This window comes from Rhodopila globiformis (assembly GCF_002937115.1).
GTDB classification, from domain to species: Bacteria; Pseudomonadota; Alphaproteobacteria; order Acetobacterales; family Acetobacteraceae; genus Rhodopila; species Rhodopila globiformis.
This window is the reverse complement of sequence record NZ_NHRY01000246.1, coordinates 1-21,596: the sequence shown is the minus strand read 5'-3', so window position 1 is coordinate 21,596 and position 21,596 is coordinate 1. Positions and strand designations below refer to the sequence as shown.

Genomic DNA, 21,596 nt, shown 5'->3' with positions numbered 1-21,596 from the left:
TCCCATTTGGTGTGATTTAGGCTCTCGAATTCGTCCATTGATGGAACTCCATCAGCGTGTGCTTTGGCGGCTCACGCTCCAGAGTTTCATTGATGGGCGAACCGGGGCCTACCCCCGCAAATGTCAAACTGCTGCTGCCTCCCCGGCAGAGCCGGGGGAACTCCCGGTTACGTTAGTTCCGAAATCGACTGGTTGGTATTACTGCTTTAAAGGAAGATTAACTTGCCGTACCCCAACGGAATCCCAATCCTGTGAGCGGTTGGGCGCGTGCAGTGCGGCAGGCCTGAGGCAGTCCTGCATCAGCATCGCAGGCCCAGATCCACAGCGGACTGTCAGGTCCTGAAGGCCGGGAATCAGGTGTCAGCCATCAAGGTGCTGTTCGTCACCAGTGAGGTGGCGGGCCTCGTCAAGGCCGGCGGTCTGGGAGAAGTATCCGCCGGCCTGCCCCCGGCGTTGCGCCGGCGCGGAATTGACGTCCGCATCCTGATGCCGGCATACCGCGACATCATGGCCAGGCTGCCCGCTGTCGTGTGGTGCGGCGACCTGCCCGGACGCGCCGCGATCCCGCCCGGACGGCTGGGCCGGACGCAACTGGCCGACGGCACCGTCCTCTATCTTGTGGACACGCCGTCGCTGTTCCATCGGCGCGGCACACCCTATTGTACGCCGGAGGGCGCCGACTGGGAGGACAACCACCTGCGGTTCGCCCGGCTGTCGCTGGCCGCGGCGGATATCGCCGGCGGCCGCGCCGGACTGGACTGGACGCCGGACATCGTCCACGCCAACGACTGGCCGGGCGGGCTGACGCCGGCCTACATGCGCTGGGACGGTATCCTACTGCCGACTGTGCTGACCATCCACAACATCGCCTACCAGGGGAATTTCGCCCCCGGGCACCGGCATCTGCTGGGCATCCCCGACTCCGCCTTCGACATCAACGGCGTGGAGTTCCACGGCCAGGTCTCGTTCCTGAAGGCCGGCGGGTTCTATGCCAGCCACGTCACCACGGTCAGCCCGACCTATGCGCGGGAGATCACCACCGAACCACACGGCGCCGGCCTGCACGGGCTGATGCAGGGCCGCGCCGCGCAGGGGCAACTGTCCGGCATCGTCAACGGCATCGACGACAGCTGGAACCCCGGCAGCGACCCGCATCTGCCGCACCATTTCGACCCGGACGACCTGCACGGCAAGCAGGCCAACGCCGACGTGGTGCGGACCGGGCTGTGCCTGCGGCCCTCCAGCGGACCGCTGTTCGGCATCGTCTCGCGCCTGGTGCACCAGAAGGGCCTGGATCTCGTGGCCGGCGCGGCGAACGACATCGTCGAGAACGGCGGCCAGATCGCCATCCTCGGCCTCGGCGACCCGGAGATCGAACACATGCTGAGCTGCACCTCGCGCCGCCACCGCGACGACATCGGCTTGCTGATCGGCTTCAACGAGCCGATGGCGCGGCGCATCGTCGCCGGCAGCGACTTCACGCTGATGCCGTCGCGGTTCGAGCCCTGCGGCCTGACGCAGATGCAGGCGCAGCGCTACGGCGCCCTGCCGATCGCGCACGCCACCGGCGGGCTGGCGGACACGATCACCGACGGGACGACCGGGTTCCTGTTCTCCACTCTGACGCCGGAGGGACTGGCGGCGGCCTGCCACCGCGCCTTCGACACCTACCAGGACGCGGCCCACCTGCAGGCGATGCGCCGCGCGGCGATGGCACGCTGTTTCGGCTGGGCGGGGGCGGCGGCGGAGTACGAGGCGCTGTACCGCCGCCTGCTCGGCCGCCCGCTTGCGCCGGGCGGCGAACCGTCGGCTGTTTCGGAAGAGATGGAACAGGCTGCATAAAGCGGGTCTGAAGCCGAATCCGGCGGCCGAAATCGTGTCGAAATCGTCATGGTTTGGCGTGCCCCGGCCACATGCATGGGTCTTGGAAACGATCCGCGCGGCTGTGGGGACTGGAGACATCCCTGACGGGTGTTCGAAGACATGCCTGACGGTTTGGCATCGCCGACGCAGCGGCGTTTCGGCGAGGCCCTGGAAGTCAGGAGCGATCACAAACTGCCCGTGCCTTGACCCCCGACGACATTTCCATAATACTGGAGATATGGAGAAGACAAACGCCCTGGCGGCGCTGGCGGCCCTGGCGCAGGAAACCCGCCTCGATATCTACCGCCTGCTGGTGCAAGCCGGCCCGGACGGCCTGCCCGCCGGGCACATCGCCGATCGGCTGGGCCTGCCGTCGGCGACGCTCGCCTTCCACCTGAAGGAACTGAAGAACGCCAGGCTGGCGACCTGCACGCGCAACGGCCGCTCGCTGATCTACGCGGCCGACTATGCCGTGATGAACAGCCTGCTCTCCTACCTGACCGAGAACTGCTGCGGCCGCCCATCCGGCGGCTGCCCACCCATCTGCGTGCCGGAAATGCACGCGCAATCCGTGCCAAGGAGCGACTGAACCATGCCGGACAACACCCTGGAACCCGCCGACGTCAAGGAGCTGGTCCGCACCCGCTACGGCGACATCGCCGCGGGCCGCATCGCCGACGTCACCGCCCAGCCCGCATCCGCCTGCTGCGGCGGCGCCACGCCGGGGGTGGGCGAAAAGGCGCAGGCGATGGGCTACTCGGCCGAGGACCTGGCGGCGGTGCCGGACGGCGCCAATCTCGGCCTGGGCTGCGGCAACCCGCAGGCCATCGCGGCGCTGCAGCCGGGCGAGGTGGTGGTGGACCTGGGCAGCGGCGCCGGGTTCGACTGCCTGCTGGCCGCGCGCCGGGTCGGCCCCACCGGCCGCGTCATCGGCGTGGACATGACGCACGAGATGCTGGCCAAGGCCCGCGCCAACGCCACGAAGCTCGGCGCCGACAACGTCACGTTCCGCCTGGGTGAGCTTGAGCACCTGCCCATCGCCGACAACACCGCCGACGTGGTCATCTCCAACTGCGTCATCAACCTGGTGCCCGACAAGGCGCAGGTGTTCCGCGAGGCGTGCCGCGTCCTGAAGCCCGGCGGCCGCCTGGCGGTGTCGGACGTGGTGAACATCGCCCCGCTGCCCGAGGACCTGCGCACCGATCCGGTGATGCTGTGCGGCTGCGTTGCCGGCGCGGCGCCAGCCGACAGGGTCACGGCCCTGCTGCGCGCGGCCGGCTTCGTCGACGTCGCCGTGACGGTGAAGCCGGACAGCCGCGAGATGGTGGCATCCTGGGCGCCGGGACGGGGCATCGAGACATGCGTCGCCTCGGCCACGATCGAAGCGCGCAAGCCCCATGCCGGCGAGGTAGCGCCCTGTTGCACCAGCACTTGCTGCGGATGAGCGGCGCCATGTCCCGCCGGCCATTCAACGTGCTGTTCCTGTGCACCGGCAACTCGGCCCGCAGTATCCTGGCCGAGTGTCTGCTGCGCCACCTGGGCGAAGGCCGCTGCCAAGCCTTCAGCGCCGGCAGCTTCCCGAAAGGGCAGGTTCATCCGCTCGCCCTGCAACTGCTGGCCGAGCAGGGCCTGGCCACGGACGGCCTGCGTTCGAAGTCGTGGAACGAATTCGCCGGCCCCGCCGCGCCGGCGATGGATTTCGTGTTCACCGTCTGCGACCAGGCCGCCGGCGAGGTCTGTCCGGTCTGGCCCGGCCAGCCGATCACGGCGCACTGGGGCATCCCCGACCCGGCCGCCGTCATCGATGACGGCACCGGCGCGGCGATGCTGGCGTTCCGCGACGCCTTCCGCATGCTGGAACGGCGCATCTCGCTGTTCCTCGCCCTGCCGATCGGCGCGCTGGACCGCTTGGCGCTGAAGCGCGAGGTCGACGCCATCGGCCAGGTTGACTCCGGGAAAGGACACGCCTGATGAGCGACTCCACCATCGACGGCCAGGTGGCGGCCAGGCCCGCCATGGGCATGTTCGAGCGCTTCCTGACGGTCTGGGTAGCGCTGTGCATCGTCGCCGGAATCGCGCTGGGGCAGATGATCCCCGGCGCCTTCCGCGTCCTCGGCAACGCGACCGTGGCGCAGGTCAATCTGCCGGTCGCGGTGCTGGTCTGGCTGATGATCGTGCCGATGCTGCTGAAGATCGACCCCATGGCATTGCGGGAGGTCGGCCGGCACTGGCGCGGCATCGCCGCGACCGTCGGGGTGAACTGGCTGGTGAAGCCGTTCTCGATGGCGCTGCTGGCCTGGATCTTCATCGGCCACGTGTTCCGCCCGTTCCTGCCAGCGGATCAGATCGGCAGCTATACGGCGGGGCTGATCCTGCTGGCGGCGGCGCCGTGCACGGCGATGGTGTTCGTCTGGTCGAACCTGGTCGACGGCGAGCCGCACTTCACCCTGTCGCAGGTGGCGCTGAACGACACGATCATGGTGCTGGCGTTCGCGCCGATTGTCGCGCTGCTGCTGGGGCTGTCGTCGATCACCGTGCCGTGGGACACGCTGGTCCTGTCGGTGGTGCTGTACATCGTCGTGCCGGTGACCGTCGCACAGCTCTGGCGGCGCGCGCAACTGGCCCGGGGCGGGCTGGCGGCGCTGAACCGGACATTGCGCGCGCTGGCGCCGGTGTCGCTGTGCGCCCTGCTGCTGACGCTGGTGCTGCTGTTCGGGCTGCAAGGCGAGCAGATCCTGCGCCAGCCGCTGGTCATCGTACTGCTGGCGGTGCCGATCATCATACAGGTGTATTTCAATGCCGGGCTGGCCTACGGGCTGAACCGCAGCCTGGGCGTCGCATGGTGCGTGGCCGGCCCGTCCGCCCTCATCGGCGCCAGCAATTTCTTCGAGCTGGCGGTGGCGACCGCGATCGTACTGTTCGGCTTCCAGTCGGGCGCCGCGCTGGCGACGGTGGTCGGCGTGCTGGTGGAGGTGCCGGTCATGCTGTCGGTGGTGCACATGGTTCGCCGCTCACGCGGGTGGTACGAGCGGGGAATCGGTGACGTGCGGGCCGGCTGAAGGCCGCGCCGGACAAGCGCGGCGGCTGGCGGCGCTGCTGTCGAAACAACGGCACAAGCCGCGCGACCCTGTCCGAGCCGCTGCAGCCGATGGCTTCCGCGATCTCAGGCCGTCGTTTCCGGCGTGATCCCCAACCGGTTCAGCAGGCTGTTGTCATGGTCGTCGCCGGGGTTGGCCGCGGTCAGCAAGGTGTCGCCGACGAAAATCGAGTTGGCGCCGGCGAAGAAGCAAAGCGCCTGCATCTCGTCGCTCATGGCCGTGCGCCCGGCCGCGAGCCGCACATGCGACTGCGGCATCATCAGCCGGGCGAGCGCCACGATGCGCACGAATGCCAGCGGATCGATCGGCGCAGCCTCGGCCAGCCGGGTGCCCGGCATCGGGATCAGCATGTTGAGCGGCACGCTGTCCGGCGGCGTTGGCAGGTTCGCCAGCGTCACCAGCATGTCGATCCGGTCCTCGACAGCTTCGCCAAGCCCCAGGATCCCGCCGCTGCAGACCTTGATGCCGGCCTCGCGCACCCGAGCCAGCGTCTCCAGCCGATCGGCGAAGGTCCGGGTGGTGACGATTTCGGGGTAAAAGCGCTCGGAGGTGTCGATGTTGTGGTTGTAGTAGTCGAGCCCCGCGTCGGCGAAGGTCCGCGCCTGCTCGGCCGACAGCATGCCCAGCGTCATGCAGGTTTCCATGTCGAGCGCCTTCACCCCCTTCACCATGGCGACGATGGCCGCTTCGTCGCGCGACTTGGGGTTGCGCCAGGCGGCGCCCATGCAATAGCGCGTGGCACCGCCTTCTTTGGCTTTCCGTGCCTCGGCGATGACCTGCTCCGGCTGCATCAGCCTGGAGGCCGCCAGGCCGGACGCATAATGGGCGGACTGGCTGCAATACCCGCAGTCCTCGGGGCATCCGCCGGTCTTGATGTTCAGCAGCTTGCTGACCTGGATGCGATTGGGGTCGAAATTCGCCCGATGGACGCTGTGGGCCTTGAACAGCAGGTCGTTGAAGGGCAGCGCGTAGAGTTCACGCGCCACGGGCAGCGTCCAGCGTTCAGGGGTGCGGCTCTGCTCGCCGTCGGGGGCTGCGTCACGTTGCAACATGGGTATTCTCCAGCGGCGGGCACTGCGGCGCGGCGTATTGGCCACGCGATTGAACCGATAATTTATCATTATGCAGCCGAGTCGGGACGCCCGGAAGAACGGGCGTGTCCCGGCTATCTGCGCACGAACGGCCGGGGGTGAATGGCCGGGACACGCCCCATGGGCGCTAACTCAGGCGGCCGCTGGCACAGCCGTCGCTACAACGTCATGGTGGGCGTAGCCCCCATTGGCGTTAAGATAGCGTGGCGGCGGCACGATGCTTGCCATTCCGTCATGGCCCGGCTTGTCCGGGCCACCTGTCGCGGCACAGTGCTGGAATAGGTGGCCCGGACAAGCCGGGCCATGACGAGGAGGCAACAGCCAGCCCCATTTTTAACGCCAATGGGGCGAAGGCCCACCATGACGACGGGGCGGTGCGCCGCGCCCGGCAGCGCCGGGCCATGCGGCGCCTGGCCGGACCAGGCAATCGGCCTGCTACAACGGCAACAACCGCACCACCCCGCGCGATGTCCCCCTGACCCTCAGGGGCCCTCGGCGATGCTCCGTTCTTCTCTGTGCGAACCAAAATGCGCCATCAACCACGCTGTCCCTGCCAGGGAGGCACCAGCCCGGATGCCCCTCCCGCCCGGACCTCGCCCCTGCTCCCTACGCCATCTCCAGCGGCGTGCCGAGGTACTGCGGCAGCACCTCCTCCGGCGCGCCGTCCGCGCGCACCCGGCCCTGCTCCAGCCACACCACGCGCGTGCACCATTCGCGGACGACGCTCATCTGGTGCGTGGACAGCACCAGGATCTCCGCCCCGCGCACCATTTCCTCCAGCCTTTGCCTGGCCTTTTCCATGAACACCGCGTCGCCGGCCAGGAACCATTCGTCCATCAGCAGGATCTGCGGCCTGATCGCCGTCGCCAGCGCGAAGCCCAGGCGGATCACCATGCCGGCGGAGTAGATCCGCACCGGCAGGTCGATGAAATCGGCCAGTCCGGCGAACTCGGCCACGTCCTCTTCCAGCCGCGGCAGCATCGACCGGGGCAGGCCGTTGTACAGGCCGCGCAGCAGGATGTTCTCCCGCCCGGTCAGTTCCGCGTTCATGCCCAGGCTGGGGTCCAGCAGCGCGTTCAGGCTGCCCTGCACCCGCAGCCGTCCGGCCACCGGCTCATACACCCCCGCCAGCACCCGCAGCAGCGTGGTCTTGCCGGCGCCGTTGGTGCCGACCAGCCCCAGCCGATCGCCGCTTGACAGGCGGAGGTTGACGTTCTGCAGGGCGCGCACCACCACGCGCTGCTGCTGGTCCTTGCCCAGCCGCCCGGAGGCGGCCGCGACCACCATCTTCTTCAGGCTGCGCGAACTGCCGTGATACAGGGGGAACAGGACCGAGACGTCCTCGACCTCGATCCGCGCTTGCAATGCCATGCTTCAGATCCAGAACGTGATGCGGCCGCGCGCCCGGACGAAAAAAGCCCAGGCAATGCTGCACAACGCCGCACTATAGCCGAGCGCGCCCAGCCAGGTCATGCCGGAAACGCCGGTATCCAGCAACGGGCCGCGCACAATCTCCAGCAGGTCGAAGAACGGGTTGAGCGGCAGCTTGGCCATGCCGGCGGCGCCGAGCTGTTCCGGCTTCCAGATCACCGGCGTCACGAAGAACATGATCTGCATGACGCTGTTGACAATCGGCTGGATGTCGCGGAACCGCGCGCAGAACGCGCCCAGCAACAGGGTCAGCGCCAGCGCGTCGGCGATCCAGATCAGCATCCCCGGGATCGCCAGCAGCAGGTCCCAGCCCGGCCAGGCCCGGAACCACGCGAACACCACCAGAATGACCAGGATGTTGTGCGCCAGCACGATGATGTTGCGGATCAGCGTGCGCACGGAATAGACGAAGAACGGCATGCGCACCGAGCGGATCACGTTTTCCGCCTCGGTGAACGAGGTGCAGGCTTCCGACACCAGCGCCCCCAGGAAGCCCCACAGCACCTGCGACAACGCCAGGAACGGCAGGTACGACGCGACATCCATCTTGAACAGCGTCGAATACAGCACGCCCAGCGCCCCGACCATCACGCCGGTGGAGATGGTCAGCCAGAACGGCCCCAGCATGGAGCCGCGATAGCGCAGCCGGATATCCAGCCAGCCCAGTGTCCAGGCCAGCCGCCACAGCCCAAAGCCGCGCACAAGGTCATCGACCGCCAGGCTGTGGCGCGAGGCGACGGACATGTCGGCCTTCAGGTCCAGCGAGGCGGCGGGGGCGAGTGTGGTGACGGCGGTGCTCATGTTGCCGCGCGGATACCCTATTCGGCCGGCCGGCACAACGCCCGGCCGCGTGACGGACGGATGTCAATACGGCTGTCATGGCCGTCGGAACACAGTCCGCGCGGCGCCGGCAGGACCCGTCCGGCAGGCCTCTCCGGCAGTACTGATTAAATTTTTCCCCACGTTCCCGTGATACAATCCAGTACGAGATGACTTGTCAGAAAGATGAATGGGGTTTAAGGGCTTAGAGCACGTTCCTAAGTGCCCGGATCAACGGTGGCCGACTCCTGCCGCGGGTTTCTCTGTACTTCTTCGCGCCGACACGGAGACGCATGCACATGAGTGTACCGGATCGTTCAGCCGCTGGCCGTCGCCTGCGCGCCATAGGCGCCGTGGCTGTCCTGGCCGCCCTCGCCGCGTGCAGCAGCCAAGGGCCAAGCCACCAGAACGCGCTTGAGGAATCCGCCCAGTACGCCGCCAAGGCCCATCGGAACTACACCCCGCCCGGCCCGCCGGACGATCCCTGGGGGCCTTACATCCGTGAGGCCTCGGCGAAATACGACATTCCGGAAATCTGGATCCGCGCGCTCATGCGCGTCGAGTCGGGCGGCAACGAATACAACGGCAGCGGCCAGTTGATTACGTCCAACGTTGGCGCCATGGGCCTGATGCAGGTGATGCCCGCCACCTATGACATGCTGCGCGACCGCTACAACCTGGGCGACGACCCCTTCGACCCGCATGACAACATCATGGCCGGCGTCGCCTACATGCGTGAAATGTATGAACTTTACGGCAGCCCGGGGTTCCTGGCGGCGTACAACGCCGGGCCGGCGCGGCTGGACGACTACCTGTCCAATGCCCGTCCCCTGCCCGACGAGACCCGCCGCTATGTCGCGATGATCGGCCCGAGCGTGGTGGGAATCTACCCGAACAACCGCTCGGCGGCGGACATGATGGCGATGAACGCGCTGCCGATCCACATCCCGCCCGGGCGGCGGTATGGCCGCCCGGTCATGCTGGCCGGCGCCCATCCCGGCGGCGGCGGCCGCGTGCCGAAGCGCATGCCGATCGAGGTCGCGCAACTGCCTGAATCGCCGCACTATCGCGGCAGGGCTGGCCAGCAGCTGGCCCTGGTCCTGCCGCCCAACGCGCCGCCGGCGCCGCCGCGGGGCGGCTTCCACCTGGTGTCGCAGGCCAACGCCGCCGACTCGGCGTCCGCCCGTCGCGGCCCGGCCGCGCCCGGCCAATGGGCGGTGCAGATCGGCGCCTTCGCCAACCAGGGCCAGGCGCACACCGCCTTGCAGATGGCGCGGGGCCACGCCCATGTCGAACTCGCCGTGGCGCACCCCTACGTGGCGAGCGTTCGCCAGGGCCGCGCGGTGCTGTGGCGCGCGCGGATGACCGGCATGTCGCGGGAAACCGCGGTGCAGGCCTGCGAGAAGATCACCCACGCCCGCACCAGTTGCATCGTGCTGTCGCCGGACGCCCAGTCGTAATCCCGGCGCGCCGCGGCACGCGGGGCCGGTGGGACGACAGCCGCGGAAACCGGCGCGCGGGGCGGCCGCGCGGAAACCAGTATCCGTGCCGGGACGGCAGGCGGCGGTGCGAGACAAGGATGCGACCCGAATTCCGAAAGAAGACGGATCTTACAAGGGACGGAGTCGCTCCGTCCCTTCACGGGCTCACAAGGGCTTGAGAGGCGGCGTCTCGCCCTCCGGCAGTGGTACCTGCGCCACGTTCAGCACCATCGACACCAGGCTGTAGTAGCCGACGGCGCCGACCAGATCCATCACGCCGCGCTCGCCGAACCGCTCCCGCACCGGGTGGTAGCGGTCGTCCGCGACCTGTCCGGTGGACAGCAGGTCGGTGACGAACTCGTAGACCAGCGTTTCGTCGGGCGTCATGTCCTCCGGCCGGCGGCCGAGGGCGATGGAATCCAGGATGGCCGGGTTCAGCCCCGCCTCGATGCCGAGCTGGCGGTGGGCGTAGAATTCATACTGCGCGCCCCATTTGCGTCCGGCCATGCAGATGGCGAGTTCGTTCAGCGGCCGGGGGATCGCGCTGGCGAACCGGACATAGGCGCCGACGCGCTGCACCAGGTCACAAAGCTGTGGGCTGCGCAGCAGGGCGTTGAACGGGCCGCGCAGGCCGGCGCCGCGTGGGCCGGACTGGATCGCCTCGACGACGGCCCGCTGTTCGTCGGTCATGGTGTCGGGGTCCAGTGTCGGGAAACGAGGGTCTGGCATTCGGCTGGGTTCCTTTCTTCTGGTGCGGGTCAGGTGGTGATGCGGGTATCGTAGTGCATCTGCCCTTGCGGCGAGAGGGCGGGCACCTGTCCGGCCGATGACAATGCCGAAAGCCATGGAGTCCCCTCTGCGAACTCTGCGCCCCGCTCTGCGCGCTCTGCGTTGCATCGCGGTGGCAGGGCGCCACCGGCGCTGAAGGTTGGAAGGTTCACTGGCACCGCGTCTCTTTGTTTCTACACCGCATCTTCTCAATCCAATCCCCCGCGGACACCACGATGGGTGAAAACAGGCGGGATTGGTGCCTCCCCCGTCGTAGGCTCAGCCCTGCTCCGGTTTGCGCTTGAAGCTGAGCTTGATGCCGCCCTTGCCCTCCAGCTTGCCGCCGCTGCCCAGGATGCTGATCTGCCCCTCCGAGCTGACCTCGATCGACAGCTCGACCTGGTCCAGCCGCAGCGCGGATTCGTTGCTGCACTGGTCGAACACCTCGCCGATGACGCCGGTCAGGTGGCTGATCTGCTGCTTCAGGTCCTCGGCGCTGATCTGCACCCGCTGCGTCAGGCTCTTGCGCACCGCCTGGACGGCGCTCGATCCGAAGCCGCCGCCGGTGTCCTCGGAACTGCGCCCGCCTTCGACCTTGACCGTTTCGCTGGTTTCCACATCCGTTACGAACCAGAGTCCACCCTGCCCGCCTGCCATGTCCATCCTCCTATGCCGTGCAGACCACCCGCAAGCCGATGCGCCCCTGCCATCCCGGCAGCCCCGGATCCAAATTGTCGCGAAAAGCCGATCGGCAGATGGCGGGATTGTGCGACCAGCATCCGCCGCGCAGGACGCGCGGGCTGTCGATCGTTCCGGACAGGTTGGCGCTGCCATCCGACGGCGCGTCGCTGTAGCTCGGGCTCCAGCTATCGAGGCAATATTCCCAGACATTGCCGTGCATGTCGTACAGGCCGAAACGATTCGGCGGGAACGTGCCCGCACGGGTCGTCGTGCCCCGGAATATTCCGGCCGGCCCCTGGCCATACGCGCCCGAGGCATAGGTCACGTCGAGATAGGTGTCGGACGCGATGCTGCGGCCGTCGCTGTCGCCGGCGACGGCGCCGCCGGTGCCGCAGTAGTTCGCGAGATCCGTGGTGACCGTGGGGCCGACATGGAACGGGCCGGTGGTGCCGGCGCGGCAGGCGTACTCCCATTCCGCCTCGCTCGGCAGCCGGTACGACCGGCCGGTGATCGCGCTCAGGCGCTGGCACAGCTCGTCCGCCTGGTTCCAGGTGACACTTTCGATCGGCAGATCAATATTCCGAAATAACGATGGACTGGGGTCGAGATCCCGCTGCAGCGGCGCCGGATGCGCCATCACCACCGCCTTCCATTGCGCCTGGGTCACCGGGGCGGCGCCGATGAAGAACGGCTCCAGCATGACATGGTGCTGCGGCCCTTCGTTTGGTTGCCGTTCCGGCTCGGCTGCCGGCGAGCCCATCGTGAAACTGCCGCCGGGAACCAGGACCAGGTCGAGCGAGCCGCCGAAGCCGAGCGTCTCGGTGAACATCTGCGCCGTGTGCCGGTCGGTGGCGACGCGCGCGCCCTTGCCGTCCACCGTGACGCTGTCGAATGAAACCGTGCGCAGCACCGGCCTGGACGAGAACCGCCGTATCGCCGGAACGGCCACCGCGGCGCCGGCCGCCGCCGCGGCGAAACCCGCCATGCCCACGACGCGCCGCCGGGTCAGCCTGACCAGGCGCTTCGGCGCCTCGGCCGTGCGGGCGGCAGAAGCGGCAGCGGGGCTTGCCGGGACGGGCTCCTGCTTCCGGGCGATCCGCCGCACCGCCTCGCGCGCCTGCGCATCCGCCGGCGACACGGCGATGATCCGCCACCACAACTGCTCGGCGGTTGCAAGATCGCCGCCCGCCTCCGCCTGGAGCGCGTCCAGCCGGAGCGGATTGAGATCCGACAGGCTCGCCAGCTTCGGCAGCAGGATCAGGTGCTGCTTTTCAACCGGTTCGGCAACGGTGTATGGCGTCTGCCGCGGCTTGTGATAGTCGTTGCACAGGTCCGGCACCCGGAACCGCAGGTGCTGGTCGAGCCGCTCGACCGTTGCGCAGTTGGCCTGGCCTTGCAGCCGCAGCCCTTCCAGCAGCGCGTAGGTGAAGGCGCCGTGCTGGAGTTCGGCGATCTCGTACGACCGCTCATTGGGGCTGCAGGACGATATCGCCACCACGCCCGCCTGCCGATCGGCGCCGATCCCCTGGCCGTCGCGGGCGCCTTCGTTACGGCAGGCGTCCAGCAGCAGCAGCACGTTCTGCGCGCCGCAGCGGCGCAACCGTTCTGTCACATAACTCACAGCGATCGCCGTTTCCATTACGTTTCCCGGATCGGCATCAATCGGCATCAAGTAGTCGCGATCGCGCTCACGCCGACCGTGACCGGCGAAAAAGAACCAGAGGTTGTCGCTGGGTTTCAGGAATGGTTGTTCGAAACGGATGCGCAGGAAACGACGCAGCGTGGCGCCGCCAGGCGCCGAGCGCATCGGCTCGCCATAGTCCGTCGGGATCAGCGGGGCATCCTCGGCGAAGAAATATACCTTGTCGAAACCGGCCTCGTTTGCGAAGAAATCGCGCAGTGCTTCGGCATCGCGCCTGGCGTATTGCAGCGATTGCAGGTTGTCGTATCGATCGATCCCGATGCAGATGGCCCAGTTCTGGCTCATGTGATCGCGCCTGTGATCGCGCCTGTGATCGCGCCGTGATTTGCCGGACAGCAATTGCTACCAGACCGCGGGACCCGGAGTCACGTGACAGGATGCCGCGGCCCTCGTATGGACGAAGCCTGCGTCTCGTGGTTTCAGCCGCCTGGACGCCTGTTGATCCGGTCCGCCTCGTTCGGCGGGCCAGAGTCCCACGGCGAGCCGATCAGTGCGTGGCGCCGGCGGCGTTGCGGCTGGCGACGCGGTGCGGGGGCGGCTTCTTCCCGTGCCGCTTGGCAACGGCGGGCCGCGGATGAACGGTTCCTTTCAGTCCGACAGCGCAACGTGCCCATCGGGTCAGCCAGGATGTATCAGAGCGATAGGACGCCATGCAGGCCGCGTGGTCGCCGGACCGGGGACCGCCGCCGCCGGCCTCCCGCGCCGGAAGATCGGAATCCGCCTCGGCATTTCCCATCGAGCCCGCGCCACCCATGCCCATGCCGCCTCCCCCCATGCCCATGCCGCCTTCGGCACCCATGCCCATACCGCCGCCACCGGCCATGCCGCCACGGACCTGCATGACCGGTTGGCCAGCAGCGGCGGCCACGGCCTGCGCAAGCGCCGTGCTTCCCCATTCGGCGGCAATCGATGGAGGGGCTGAAACCGACGCCGCCAGCAGAACGAGAGTCGCGACCGATTTGCGCATCCTGGCCTCCTGTGGATGTCGTTGTCAGGCAAGGCCGGAGCAGGTCGGATGCGGCGCCGCCTTCCGGGGCTTGTCAGGGTATCGCGACGATACGCGCCACGATCCGGCGGCTGCTGTGAGGCGCGTCACTGCTGGCGGAAAATCCGCCTGCCGGGCCATGGTGCGCCGGCGTTGGCCTCGGCGGCGGCCTGACTCTCGTATGGCGGGACGTTGCGGTTTCGGTTGAACCCGGCATCGTGCCGGCCAGGATCGGGCCCGGGCGCATTTGCCTCCGCATTTTCAACACGGAGGATGCGAAGGTCACACGGAGGGCCACGAAGGCGTCCGGGACCAGCAACCGCTCCGGGCAATCGGCGATGGCCGGTCGTTCCTGGTGCTTACAGCAAACCGCAGGTAGGTTGTGACAGGGCGACGGTGCACCGACACCGTCATGGCCCGGCTTGTCCGGGCCACCTGTCGCGGCATCGGTGCTTGAACAGGTGGCCCGGACAAGCCGGGCCATGACGGTGAAGACAGGCCGCCTGTGCGTCCCAACCGACCTGCGGTCTGCTGTAGCGCGAAGCGCAATAATGCCCTTCTCCGTGGCCCTCTGTACGACCTTCGTATCCTCCGTGTTGAAAATCGGTCGGAGAGACAGCACCGGCGGAAACGGTTACGCACTGCCGTCAGCTTGTCCCTTTGCCACCCCGGTCGTGACGGCGAGCAAGCGCATCGAGCCCGCTCCTTCGGCAAAGGCGATCATCGACCGAAAGGCCGCATCATGTCGTTCAGGAAGTCCCGGAATTCCCGTGCCTCATTCAACCCGAGCAGCCTGTCGCGGCATCGCCGGCAACGCGTCCCGAATACGCGGCAGGATGACGTCCGTGTCTCCCATGGCGAGGCTACGCTGGCACGACCGCGCCAGACATTTACAGGTCCGGCCCTCATTGTCTTGGATGCCAGGCCGCACGTTGCAACAGGAACAGCCCGGCCACATTCGAGCCACCGTGGCCGCAGGCCGCGCCAATTCCTTCTGCGTGCTCTGCACCCCGCTCTGCGATCTCTGCGTTTTAAAAATGCGGTGCCGCAACAAAGACCGGCGTTGCCGGTGAGTCTCCCAACCTCCAACGCCTGTGGCGCCCCGACCACCGCGATTCAACGCAGAGATCGCAGAGCGGGGCGCAGAGCCCGCAGAGAAGGGATTCGGGCGGCCCGCGGCCGCGATGGCTGTGCGTTGATCACCGTGCCTTGCTTATGATGGCCAGGACAATGATTTGACAGTGTCGGTTTCCGTCTAAAATATTGAAACTGCGAGGTTTTCTTGCGCGCCAAGGTTTGCCATAGGCCGTTGATAATGTTGGCCTTCCTACAACCTCCGGGACAGTCAAAATAAGCGCCGGATCTGTAAGCGCGCCATCCCGCCCAGCCAGCGTCCACCTACGAAAAAGGGGCGAGCGGTCATCCCGCTCGCCCCTTCAACCCGAACGTCCCGGAAGGATCAGGCCGCCTTGGCCATCCCCCGCAGCACGTACTGCAGGATGCCGCCGTGCTGGTAGTACGCCACCTCGTCCACCGTATCGATCCGGCACAGCACCGGCACCGTGTCGGTGGCGCCGTTCGGCCGGTGGATCACCAGCTGCAGCTCCATCCGCGGCGTGATCCTGTCCAGCCCGGTGATGTCGAGGATTTCCTCGCCGGTCAGGCCCAGCGTCTTGCGGTCGGTCCCCGGCATGAACACCAGCGGCAGCACGCCCATGCCCACCAGGTTGGAGCGGTGGATGCGCTCGAAGCTCTCGACCACCACCGCCTTGACGCCCAGCAGCATGGTGCCCTTCGCCGCCCAGTCGCGCGAGGAGCCGGTGCCGTACTCCTTGCCGCCGATGACCACCAGCGGCACGCCCTCCTGCTGGTACTTCATCGCCGCGTCGTAGATCGACATTTCCTGGCCGTCCGGCAGGTGCTTCGTCATGCCGCCTTCGACGTTCACCAGCATCTCGTTGCGGATGCGGATGTTGGCGAAGGTGCCGCGCATCATGATCTCGTGGTTGCCGCGGCGGGCGCCGTAGCTGTTGAAATCCTTCTGCGTCACCTGCCGGTGGATCAGGTAGTCACCCGCCGGCGAGGTCTTGCGGATGGACCCCGCCGGGCTGATGTGGTCGGTGGTGATGGAATCGCCCAGCACCGCCAGGATGCGCGCGCCCTTGATGTCGCCGACGGGCGTCGGCTCCATCGTGATGCCCTCGAAATACGGCGGGTTCTTCACGTAAGTGGAGCCGTCGGACCAGCGATAGGTGGCGTTGTCACCCTCGATCCGGATCGCCTGCCACTGCTTCGGGCCCTTGAACACCTCGCCATAGCGCTTCAGGAACTGGTCGCGCGACAGGCTGGCGGCGATCGTGTCGGCGATCTCCTTGTTCGTCGGCCAGATGTCCTTCAGGTACACCGGCTGGCCGTCGCTGCCCGTGCCCAGCGGCTCCGTTGTGATGTCCTGCGTCACCTTGCCCAGCAGCGCGTAGGCCACCACCAGCGGCGGCGAGGCCAGGTAGTTGGCCCGCACGTTGGCATGCACGCGGCCTTCGAAGTTGCGGTTGCCGGAGATCACCGCCGCCGCCACCAGCTTGTTGTCCTCGATGGCGTCGACGATCGCGTCCTCCAGCGGGCCGGAGTTGCCGATGCAGGTGGTGCAGCCATAGCCGACGGTCTGGAAGCCGATGGCGTCCAGGTCTTCCTGCAGGCCGGACTTCGTCAGATACTCGGTCACCACCTGCGAGCCCGGCGCCAGCGACGTCTTCACCCACGGCTTCGGCGCCAGCCCCTTGGCCCGCGCCTTCCGCGCCACCAGGCCGGCGGCGACCAGCACCGACGGGTTGGAGGTGTTGGTGCAGGAGGTGATCGCCGCGATCACCACGTCGCCATGCGTCAACTCGTAGTTCTTGCCCGCGACCTTGGCCGAGGCGCCGACCGCGTCCGCCGCCACGCCCAGGCCCTTGGTCAGGTCCGCCTTGAACGAGGCGCTGACGTCCTTCAGCAGCACCCTGTCCTGCGGCCGCTTCGGCCCGGCCATGCTCGGCTGCACCGTGGACAGGTCGAGTTCCATTGTGTCGGTGAACACCGGGTCAGGCTGCCCGGGCTCACGGAACATGCCTTGCGCCTTCAGGTAGGCTTCCACCAGCGCGATGCGGTGCGGGTCGCGGCCGGACAGGCGCATGTAGTCCAGCGCCACCTTGTCGATCGGGAAGAAGCCGCAGGTCGCGCCGTATTCGGGGGCCATGTTGCCGATGGTGGCGCGGTCCGGCAGGCCGAGCCCATCCAGGCCCGGGCCGAAGAATTCGACGAACTTGCCGACGACGCCCTTCTTGCGCAGCATCTGAGTCACCGTCAGCACCAGGTCGGTGGCGGTGGCGCCCTCGGGCAGCTTGCCGGTCAGGCGGAAGCCGATGACGTCGGGGATCAGCATGGCAATCGGCTGGCCCAGCATCGCCGCCTCGGCCTCGATGCCGCCGACGCCCCAGCCCAGGATGCCCAGGCCGTTCACCATGGTGGTGTGGCTGTCGGTGCCGTACAGCGTATCCGGGTACGCATAGGTCGTGCCGTTGGCGGCCGAGGTCCATACGCCCTGCCCCAGGTATTCCAGGTTCACCTGGTGGCAGATGCCGGTGCCCGGCGGCACCACGCGGAAGTTGCTGAACGCCTCCTGGCCCCAGCGCAGGAACTGGTAGCGCTCGCCGTTGCGCTCGAACTCGATGTCGACGTTCTTCTGCAAGGCGTCGGCGCTGGCCGAGACATCCACCATCACCGAGTGGTCGATCACCAGGTCCACCGGGATCAGCGGGTTGACCTTCTGCGGGTCGCCGCCCAGCCGGGTGATGCCGTCACGCATGGCGGCGAGGTCCACCACGCCGGGGACGCCGGTGAAGTCCTGCATCAAGATACGGGCGGGCTTGAACGGCACTTCCTTGCTGGACCCGGCCTTTTCCAGCCAGCCGGCGATCGCCTTGGCGTCATCCACTTTGTAGCTACGGCCATCCTCGAAGCGCAGCACGTTCTCCAGCAGCACCTTCAGGCTGACCGGCAGGCGGGCAATGTCGCCGAGCGACCTGGCGGCCTCCGGCAGGGAGAAATACGCGTAGTCCTTTCCCTCGACGGTCAGTGTCTTGCGTGTCTTGAGAGTGTCGTGCCCGACCGCTGTCATGCGCTGCTATCGCCCCAACCAGGGAGGCGCCTCTGTTATGCGGCGAGGGGGTAGAGATCACGCCGCGGATGAAATATTGACAACGCGCGGGCTTTAACCACACCCGCCGGTGGTCGTCCACCGCGTAGGTGTGCAGGGGAACGCAGGGGAACAATGTGCTAAAGGCAGAAAGCGTCGCGGTGTTCCGGGGCGAGAGGCTGGTATTCCGCGATCTGTCACTGAGCGTGCCGTCCGGCGGCGCCCTGGTGCTGGCCGGCCCGAACGGCGCCGGCAAGTCCACGTTGCTGCGGCTGCTCGCCGGCCTGGTGCGGCCGGCGGCGGGACAGGTGTTGTGGGACGGGCAGGACGCGTTCGCCGATCTCGCCGCCCATGGGCAGCGGGTGGTGTATGTCGGCCATCAGGATGCGGTGAAGCCGGGGCTGACGGCGGCGGAAAACCTGCGCTTCGCCGCCCGGATCTCGGGGAAATCGATCCGCGCCGCGCTGGAGGCGGTGGGGCTTGAAAACCTGGCCGATTTGCCGGCGCGGATGCTGTCGGCGGGGCAGAAGCGGCGGCTGGCGCTGTCGCGGCTGGTGCTGTCGGCGGCGCCGCTGTGGCTGCTGGACGAGCCGACGCTGGGGCTGGACGTCGCCGCGATCGAGCGGTTCGGCCGCCTGCTGGCCGCGCACCGGGCGGGCGGCGGGCTGATCGTCGCGGCGACGCATGTGCCGCTGCCTTTGGACAACGTTGCGGGATTGCGGCTGGCCTGATGCGTATCTTCCTTGCCGTGCTGGCGCGCGACCTGCGCCTGTCCCTCCGCCACGGCGCCGACACGCTGGCGGCGCTGCTGTTCTTCGTCGCCACCGCGTCGCTGTTCCCGCTGGCCATCGGGCCGGCGCCGGACACGCTGGGCCGCATCGCCCCGGGCATCATCTGGGTCTGCGCCCTGCTGGCGGCGCTGCTGCCGCTGGACCGCCTGTTCGGCGCGGACCTGGAGGACGGCTCGCTGGACCTGCTGCTGCTGTCCGGCCTGCCGGCGTTCGCGGTCGCCGGGGCCAAGGCGCTGTCGCACTGGCTGGTGACCGGGGTGCCGCTGCTGCTGGCCGCCGGGCCGATGGCGGTGATGCTGCGCATGCCGGAGGACGCCATTCCGGCGCTGCTGCTGGGCCTGGTCATCGGCTCCCTGCTGCTGTCGCTGTTCGGCACCATGGGGGCGGCGATCGTGCTGGGCGCCCGCCGCGGCGGCGTGCTGCTGCCGCTGCTGGTGCTGCCGCTGCTGACCCCGGTGCTGATTTTCGGCGCCGCCGCGGCCGATGCCGCCGCCGGGGGGTTCTCGCCGCGGCCGCATCTGCTGCTGATGGGCGCGATGCTGGCGGCGGCGGTGCCGCTGTGCCCGCTGGCGGCGGGGGCGGCGCTGCGGGCGGCGGCGGAGTAGGGATTGGTGGCGCGTGGGGCGTGGCCGCATAGGCGTTAACATAGCGGGGCACGTTGCCCCCTCGTCATGGCCCGGCTTGTCCGGGCCACCTATTCCACCACCTGTGCCGCGACAGGTGGCCCGGACAAGCCGGGCCATGACGGGGAGGCAACGGCTATGCCGCCAACCCGTTATATTACAGCAGACCGCAGGTCGGTTGGGACACTGAGGCCCCCTGTCCTCATCGTCATGGCCCGGCTCGTCCGGGCCACCTGTTCCAGCACATGTGCCGCGATAGGTGGCCCGGACGAGCCGGGCCATGACGATGAGGGAGCGCCGTCGCCCTGTCTCAATCGACCTGCGGCCTGCTGTAGCGCATATGGGGCGTGGCCGGGGGCGCGCTCCGATCGCCCTGCCCTGCTGGCGCGGGCCGGGCGGTTCCGGCGGCTGTCCGGCATGCGCCGGTCGTGGCGGCTCCAGGCAGGGTGGGTCGAGCCGCTGGCATGACCCGGCGCATCCTCCGGAGCGGTTCACGTCCGCAGCGAATTGCTGTAGGGGCGCCGCTCCCGCCCCAGCCACCGAGGCCCCATGATTCGCCTGGACACCATCAGCAAGCAGAACGGCAACCGCCTGGTCTTCATCGAGGCCTCGGCGGCGCTGCAGAAGGGCGAGAAAATCGGCCTGGTCGGCCCCAACGGCGCCGGCAAGACCACGCTGTTCCGCATGATCACCGGGCAGGAGGATCCGGACGGCGGCCAGATCCTGGTCGACCGCGGCACCACCATCGGCTTCTTCTCCCAGGACGTGGGCGAGATGGCGGGCCGTAGCGCGGTCGCCGAGGTGATGGACGGCGCCGGCGCGGTCAGCGCGGTGGCGGCCGAACTGGCCTCCCTGGAAGCCGCCATGGCCGATCCGGCGCAGGCGGACCAGCTTGAGACTATTATAGAGCGCTTCGGCGACGTGCAGGCCCGCTTCGAGGAACTCGGCGGCTACGCGCTGGAGGGCAAGGCGCGGGAGGTGCTGGACGGTCTGGGCTTCAGCCAGGACATGATGGACGGCGATGTCGGCGCGCTGTCCGGCGGCTGGAAGATGCGCGTGGCGCTGGCCCGCATCCTGCTGATGCGCCCCGACGTCATGCTGCTGGACGAGCCGAGCAACCACCTGGACCTGGAGAGCCTGATCTGGCTGGAACAGTTCCTGGCCGGGTTCGACGGCGCGCTGCTGATGACCTCGCACGACCGGGCGTTCATGAACCGCGTCATCAACAAGGTGATCGAGATAGACGGCGGCGTCCTGACCGCGTTCTCCGGCGACTACGAATTCTACGAGCAGCAGCGGGCGCTGAATGAGAAGCAGCTTCAGGCGCAGTTCGAGCGGCAGCAGGCGATGCTGGCGAAGGAGATCGCCTTCATCGAGAAGTTCAAGGCCCGCGCCAGCCACGCCGCGCAGGTGCAGAGCCGGGTGAAGAAGCTGGAGAAGATCGACCGGGTGGAGCCGCCGAAGCGGCGCGTCTCGGTGGCGTTCGATTTCGCCCCGGCGCCGCGATCGGGCGAGGACGTGGCGCGGCTGCGGGGGGTGCAAAAGCGCTATGGCAGCCGGGTGATCTACGACGGGCTGGACCTGCTGGTGCGGCGGCGGGAACGCTGCTGCGTGATGGGGGTGAACGGCGCGGGGAAATCGACTCTGCTGAAGCTGGTGGCGGGCGCGGCCGAGCCGGATGCGGGGTCGGTTGTCCTGGGCGGCAGCGTGAAGCTGGGGTACTTCGCGCAGCACGCGATGGATCTGCTGGACGGCGACAGCTCGGTGTTCGAGACGCTGGAGGGGGCGTTTCCGCACGCGGCCCAGGGATCGTTGCGCACCCTGGCGGGCGCGTTCGGGTTCTCGGGCGACGAGGTCGGCAAGCGGTGCCGGGTGCTGTCGGGCGGCGAGAAGGCGCGGCTGGTGATGGCGCTGATGCTGTACGACCCGCCGAATTTCCTGGTGCTGGACGAGCCGACGAACCACCTAGTACACCTCGCCGGAAGAACGAACCCCATTTCGACGGCCGCTCACGCAGCGAGCGGCTTGCCGGTCATGGTCCACTTGAACGGCTTGGCGAGGGTGCGGTTGAAGTAGGCGATGAAGGCCTCGA

The 21,596-nt window shown here is 68.1% G+C and carries 16 protein-coding genes and 1 pseudogene; 9 read left to right on the top strand and 8 right to left on the bottom strand.

The features are described from left to right. The first annotated feature begins 357 nt into the window (after positions 1 to 357). From glgA to arsB, 5 genes are all read left to right on the top strand, one after another. Positions 358 to 1,842: a glycogen synthase GlgA gene (gene glgA / locus CCS01_RS25330; RefSeq protein WP_204848434.1), complete on the top strand. Its 1,485-nt coding sequence runs from the start codon at positions 358 to 360 to the stop codon at positions 1,840 to 1,842. A gap of 259 nt (positions 1,843 to 2,101) precedes the next feature. Next, on the top strand, positions 2,102 to 2,452 hold the full coding sequence (locus tag CCS01_RS25325; RefSeq protein ID WP_104521546.1) for an ArsR/SmtB family transcription factor: 351 nt from the start codon (positions 2,102 to 2,104) through the stop codon (positions 2,450 to 2,452). Positions 2,453 to 2,455: 3 nt separating this feature from the next. Then, positions 2,456 to 3,307, top strand: a complete 852-nt coding sequence (locus CCS01_RS25320; protein WP_104521545.1) for an arsenite methyltransferase — start codon at positions 2,456 to 2,458, stop codon at positions 3,305 to 3,307. Between the two features lie 8 nt (positions 3,308 to 3,315). Then, positions 3,316 to 3,834 (top strand): arsenate reductase ArsC, encoded by a 519-nt coding sequence (locus tag CCS01_RS25315; RefSeq protein WP_104521548.1) that lies wholly within the window; start codon positions 3,316 to 3,318, stop codon positions 3,832 to 3,834. Continuing rightward, positions 3,834 to 4,922 (top strand): ACR3 family arsenite efflux transporter, encoded by a 1,089-nt coding sequence (gene arsB / locus CCS01_RS25310; protein WP_239992390.1) that lies wholly within the window; start codon positions 3,834 to 3,836, stop codon positions 4,920 to 4,922. Before CCS01_RS25315 ends, arsB begins: the two co-directional genes overlap by 1 nt. A 104-nt stretch (positions 4,923 to 5,026) precedes the next feature. On the opposite strand, the gene bioB is transcribed toward arsB, so the two are convergent. From bioB to CCS01_RS25295, 3 genes are all read right to left on the bottom strand, one after another. After that, positions 5,027 to 6,013, bottom strand: a complete 987-nt coding sequence (bioB, locus tag CCS01_RS25305) for a biotin synthase BioB (protein ID WP_104521544.1) — start codon at positions 6,011 to 6,013, stop codon at positions 5,027 to 5,029. Positions 6,014 to 6,658: 645 nt separating this feature from the next. Next, positions 6,659 to 7,339 carry an ABC transporter ATP-binding protein gene (locus tag CCS01_RS25300; protein ID WP_408887509.1) on the bottom strand — a complete coding sequence of 227 codons (681 nt, stop codon included), beginning with the start codon at positions 7,337 to 7,339 and terminating at the stop codon, positions 6,659 to 6,661. Positions 7,340 to 7,426: 87 nt separating this feature from the next. Then, the gene (locus CCS01_RS25295) at positions 7,427 to 8,284 is read right to left on the bottom strand and encodes an ABC transporter permease (protein WP_104521542.1); all 858 of its coding nucleotides are present in this window, start codon (positions 8,282 to 8,284) and stop codon (positions 7,427 to 7,429) included. 317 nt (positions 8,285 to 8,601) lie between these two features. Between CCS01_RS25295 and CCS01_RS25290 the strand changes: the two genes are divergently transcribed. Next, positions 8,602 to 9,762 carry a lytic transglycosylase domain-containing protein gene (locus CCS01_RS25290; RefSeq protein WP_158258590.1) on the top strand — a complete coding sequence of 387 codons (1,161 nt, stop codon included), beginning with the start codon at positions 8,602 to 8,604 and terminating at the stop codon, positions 9,760 to 9,762. Between the two features lie 186 nt (positions 9,763 to 9,948). On the opposite strand, the gene CCS01_RS25285 is transcribed toward CCS01_RS25290, so the two are convergent. The 5 genes from CCS01_RS25285 to acnA form a co-directional block, all read right to left on the bottom strand. Continuing rightward, a complete protein-coding gene (locus CCS01_RS25285; protein WP_104521540.1) occupies positions 9,949 to 10,512 on the bottom strand; it encodes a carboxymuconolactone decarboxylase family protein in 564 nt (187 codons plus the stop codon). 318 nt (positions 10,513 to 10,830) lie between these two features. After that, on the bottom strand, positions 10,831 to 11,208 hold the full coding sequence (locus CCS01_RS25280; protein ID WP_104521539.1) for a Pepco domain-containing protein: 378 nt from the start codon (positions 11,206 to 11,208) through the stop codon (positions 10,831 to 10,833). Positions 11,209 to 11,218: 10 nt separating this feature from the next. Continuing rightward, the gene (locus CCS01_RS25275) at positions 11,219 to 13,219 is read right to left on the bottom strand and encodes an SUMF1/EgtB/PvdO family nonheme iron enzyme (protein WP_104521538.1); all 2,001 of its coding nucleotides are present in this window, start codon (positions 13,217 to 13,219) and stop codon (positions 11,219 to 11,221) included. A gap of 202 nt (positions 13,220 to 13,421) precedes the next feature. Next, on the bottom strand, positions 13,422 to 13,901 hold the full coding sequence (locus CCS01_RS34455) for a hypothetical protein (RefSeq protein ID WP_193540168.1): 480 nt from the start codon (positions 13,899 to 13,901) through the stop codon (positions 13,422 to 13,424). Positions 13,902 to 15,378: 1,477 nt separating this feature from the next. Beyond that, positions 15,379 to 18,072: an aconitate hydratase AcnA gene (gene acnA, locus CCS01_RS25265; RefSeq protein WP_104521537.1), complete on the bottom strand. Its 2,694-nt coding sequence runs from the start codon at positions 18,070 to 18,072 to the stop codon at positions 15,379 to 15,381. A gap of 155 nt (positions 18,073 to 18,227) precedes the next feature. On the opposite strand from acnA, the gene ccmA reads away from it, so the two are divergent. The 3 genes and pseudogenes from ccmA to CCS01_RS25250 all read left to right on the top strand — a co-directional run. Continuing rightward, complete coding sequence (gene ccmA, locus CCS01_RS25260; protein ID WP_104521536.1) at positions 18,228 to 18,821, top strand: heme ABC exporter ATP-binding protein CcmA; 594 nt, start codon at positions 18,228 to 18,230, stop codon at positions 18,819 to 18,821. Beyond that, positions 18,821 to 19,486, top strand: a complete 666-nt coding sequence (gene ccmB, locus CCS01_RS25255; RefSeq protein ID WP_104521535.1) for a heme exporter protein CcmB — start codon at positions 18,821 to 18,823, stop codon at positions 19,484 to 19,486. The genes ccmA and ccmB overlap by 1 nt, the downstream gene beginning before the upstream one ends. A 567-nt stretch (positions 19,487 to 20,053) precedes the next feature. After that, positions 20,054 to 21,472, top strand: a pseudogene (locus tag CCS01_RS25250) (ABC-F family ATP-binding cassette domain-containing protein); the annotation flags it as partial. Positions 21,473 to 21,596 lie beyond the last annotated feature (124 nt).

What these genes read in the sequence shown, in the direction of transcription:
- arsB (WP_239992390.1), top strand. Translation starts at nt 3,834, where the DNA reads ATGAGCGACTCCACCATCGACGGCCAGGTGGCGGCCAGGCCCGCCATG.
- CCS01_RS25275 (WP_104521538.1), bottom strand. Translation starts at nt 13,219, where the DNA reads ATGAGCCAGAACTGGGCCATCTGCATCGGGATCGATCGATACGACAAC.
- CCS01_RS25280 (WP_104521539.1), bottom strand. Translation starts at nt 11,208, where the DNA reads ATGGCAGGCGGGCAGGGTGGACTCTGGTTCGTAACGGATGTGGAAACC.
- acnA (WP_104521537.1), bottom strand. Translation starts at nt 18,072, where the DNA reads ATGACAGCGGTCGGGCACGACACTCTCAAGACACGCAAGACACTGACC.
- CCS01_RS25295 (WP_104521542.1), bottom strand. Translation starts at nt 8,284, where the DNA reads ATGAGCACCGCCGTCACCACACTCGCCCCCGCCGCCTCGCTGGACCTG.
- bioB (WP_104521544.1), bottom strand. Translation starts at nt 6,013, where the DNA reads ATGTTGCAACGTGACGCAGCCCCCGACGGCGAGCAGAGCCGCACCCCT.
- CCS01_RS25290 (WP_158258590.1), top strand. Translation starts at nt 8,602, where the DNA reads ATGAGTGTACCGGATCGTTCAGCCGCTGGCCGTCGCCTGCGCGCCATA.
- CCS01_RS34455 (WP_193540168.1), bottom strand. Translation starts at nt 13,901, where the DNA reads ATGCGCAAATCGGTCGCGACTCTCGTTCTGCTGGCGGCGTCGGTTTCA.
- CCS01_RS25285 (WP_104521540.1), bottom strand. Translation starts at nt 10,512, where the DNA reads ATGCCAGACCCTCGTTTCCCGACACTGGACCCCGACACCATGACCGAC.
- CCS01_RS25320 (WP_104521545.1), top strand. Translation starts at nt 2,456, where the DNA reads ATGCCGGACAACACCCTGGAACCCGCCGACGTCAAGGAGCTGGTCCGC.
- CCS01_RS25315 (WP_104521548.1), top strand. Translation starts at nt 3,316, where the DNA reads ATGTCCCGCCGGCCATTCAACGTGCTGTTCCTGTGCACCGGCAACTCG.
- CCS01_RS25325 (WP_104521546.1), top strand. Translation starts at nt 2,102, where the DNA reads ATGGAGAAGACAAACGCCCTGGCGGCGCTGGCGGCCCTGGCGCAGGAA.
- CCS01_RS25300 (WP_408887509.1), bottom strand. Translation starts at nt 7,339, where the DNA reads ATGGTGGTCGCGGCCGCCTCCGGGCGGCTGGGCAAGGACCAGCAGCAG.
- ccmB (WP_104521535.1), top strand. Translation starts at nt 18,821, where the DNA reads ATGCGTATCTTCCTTGCCGTGCTGGCGCGCGACCTGCGCCTGTCCCTC.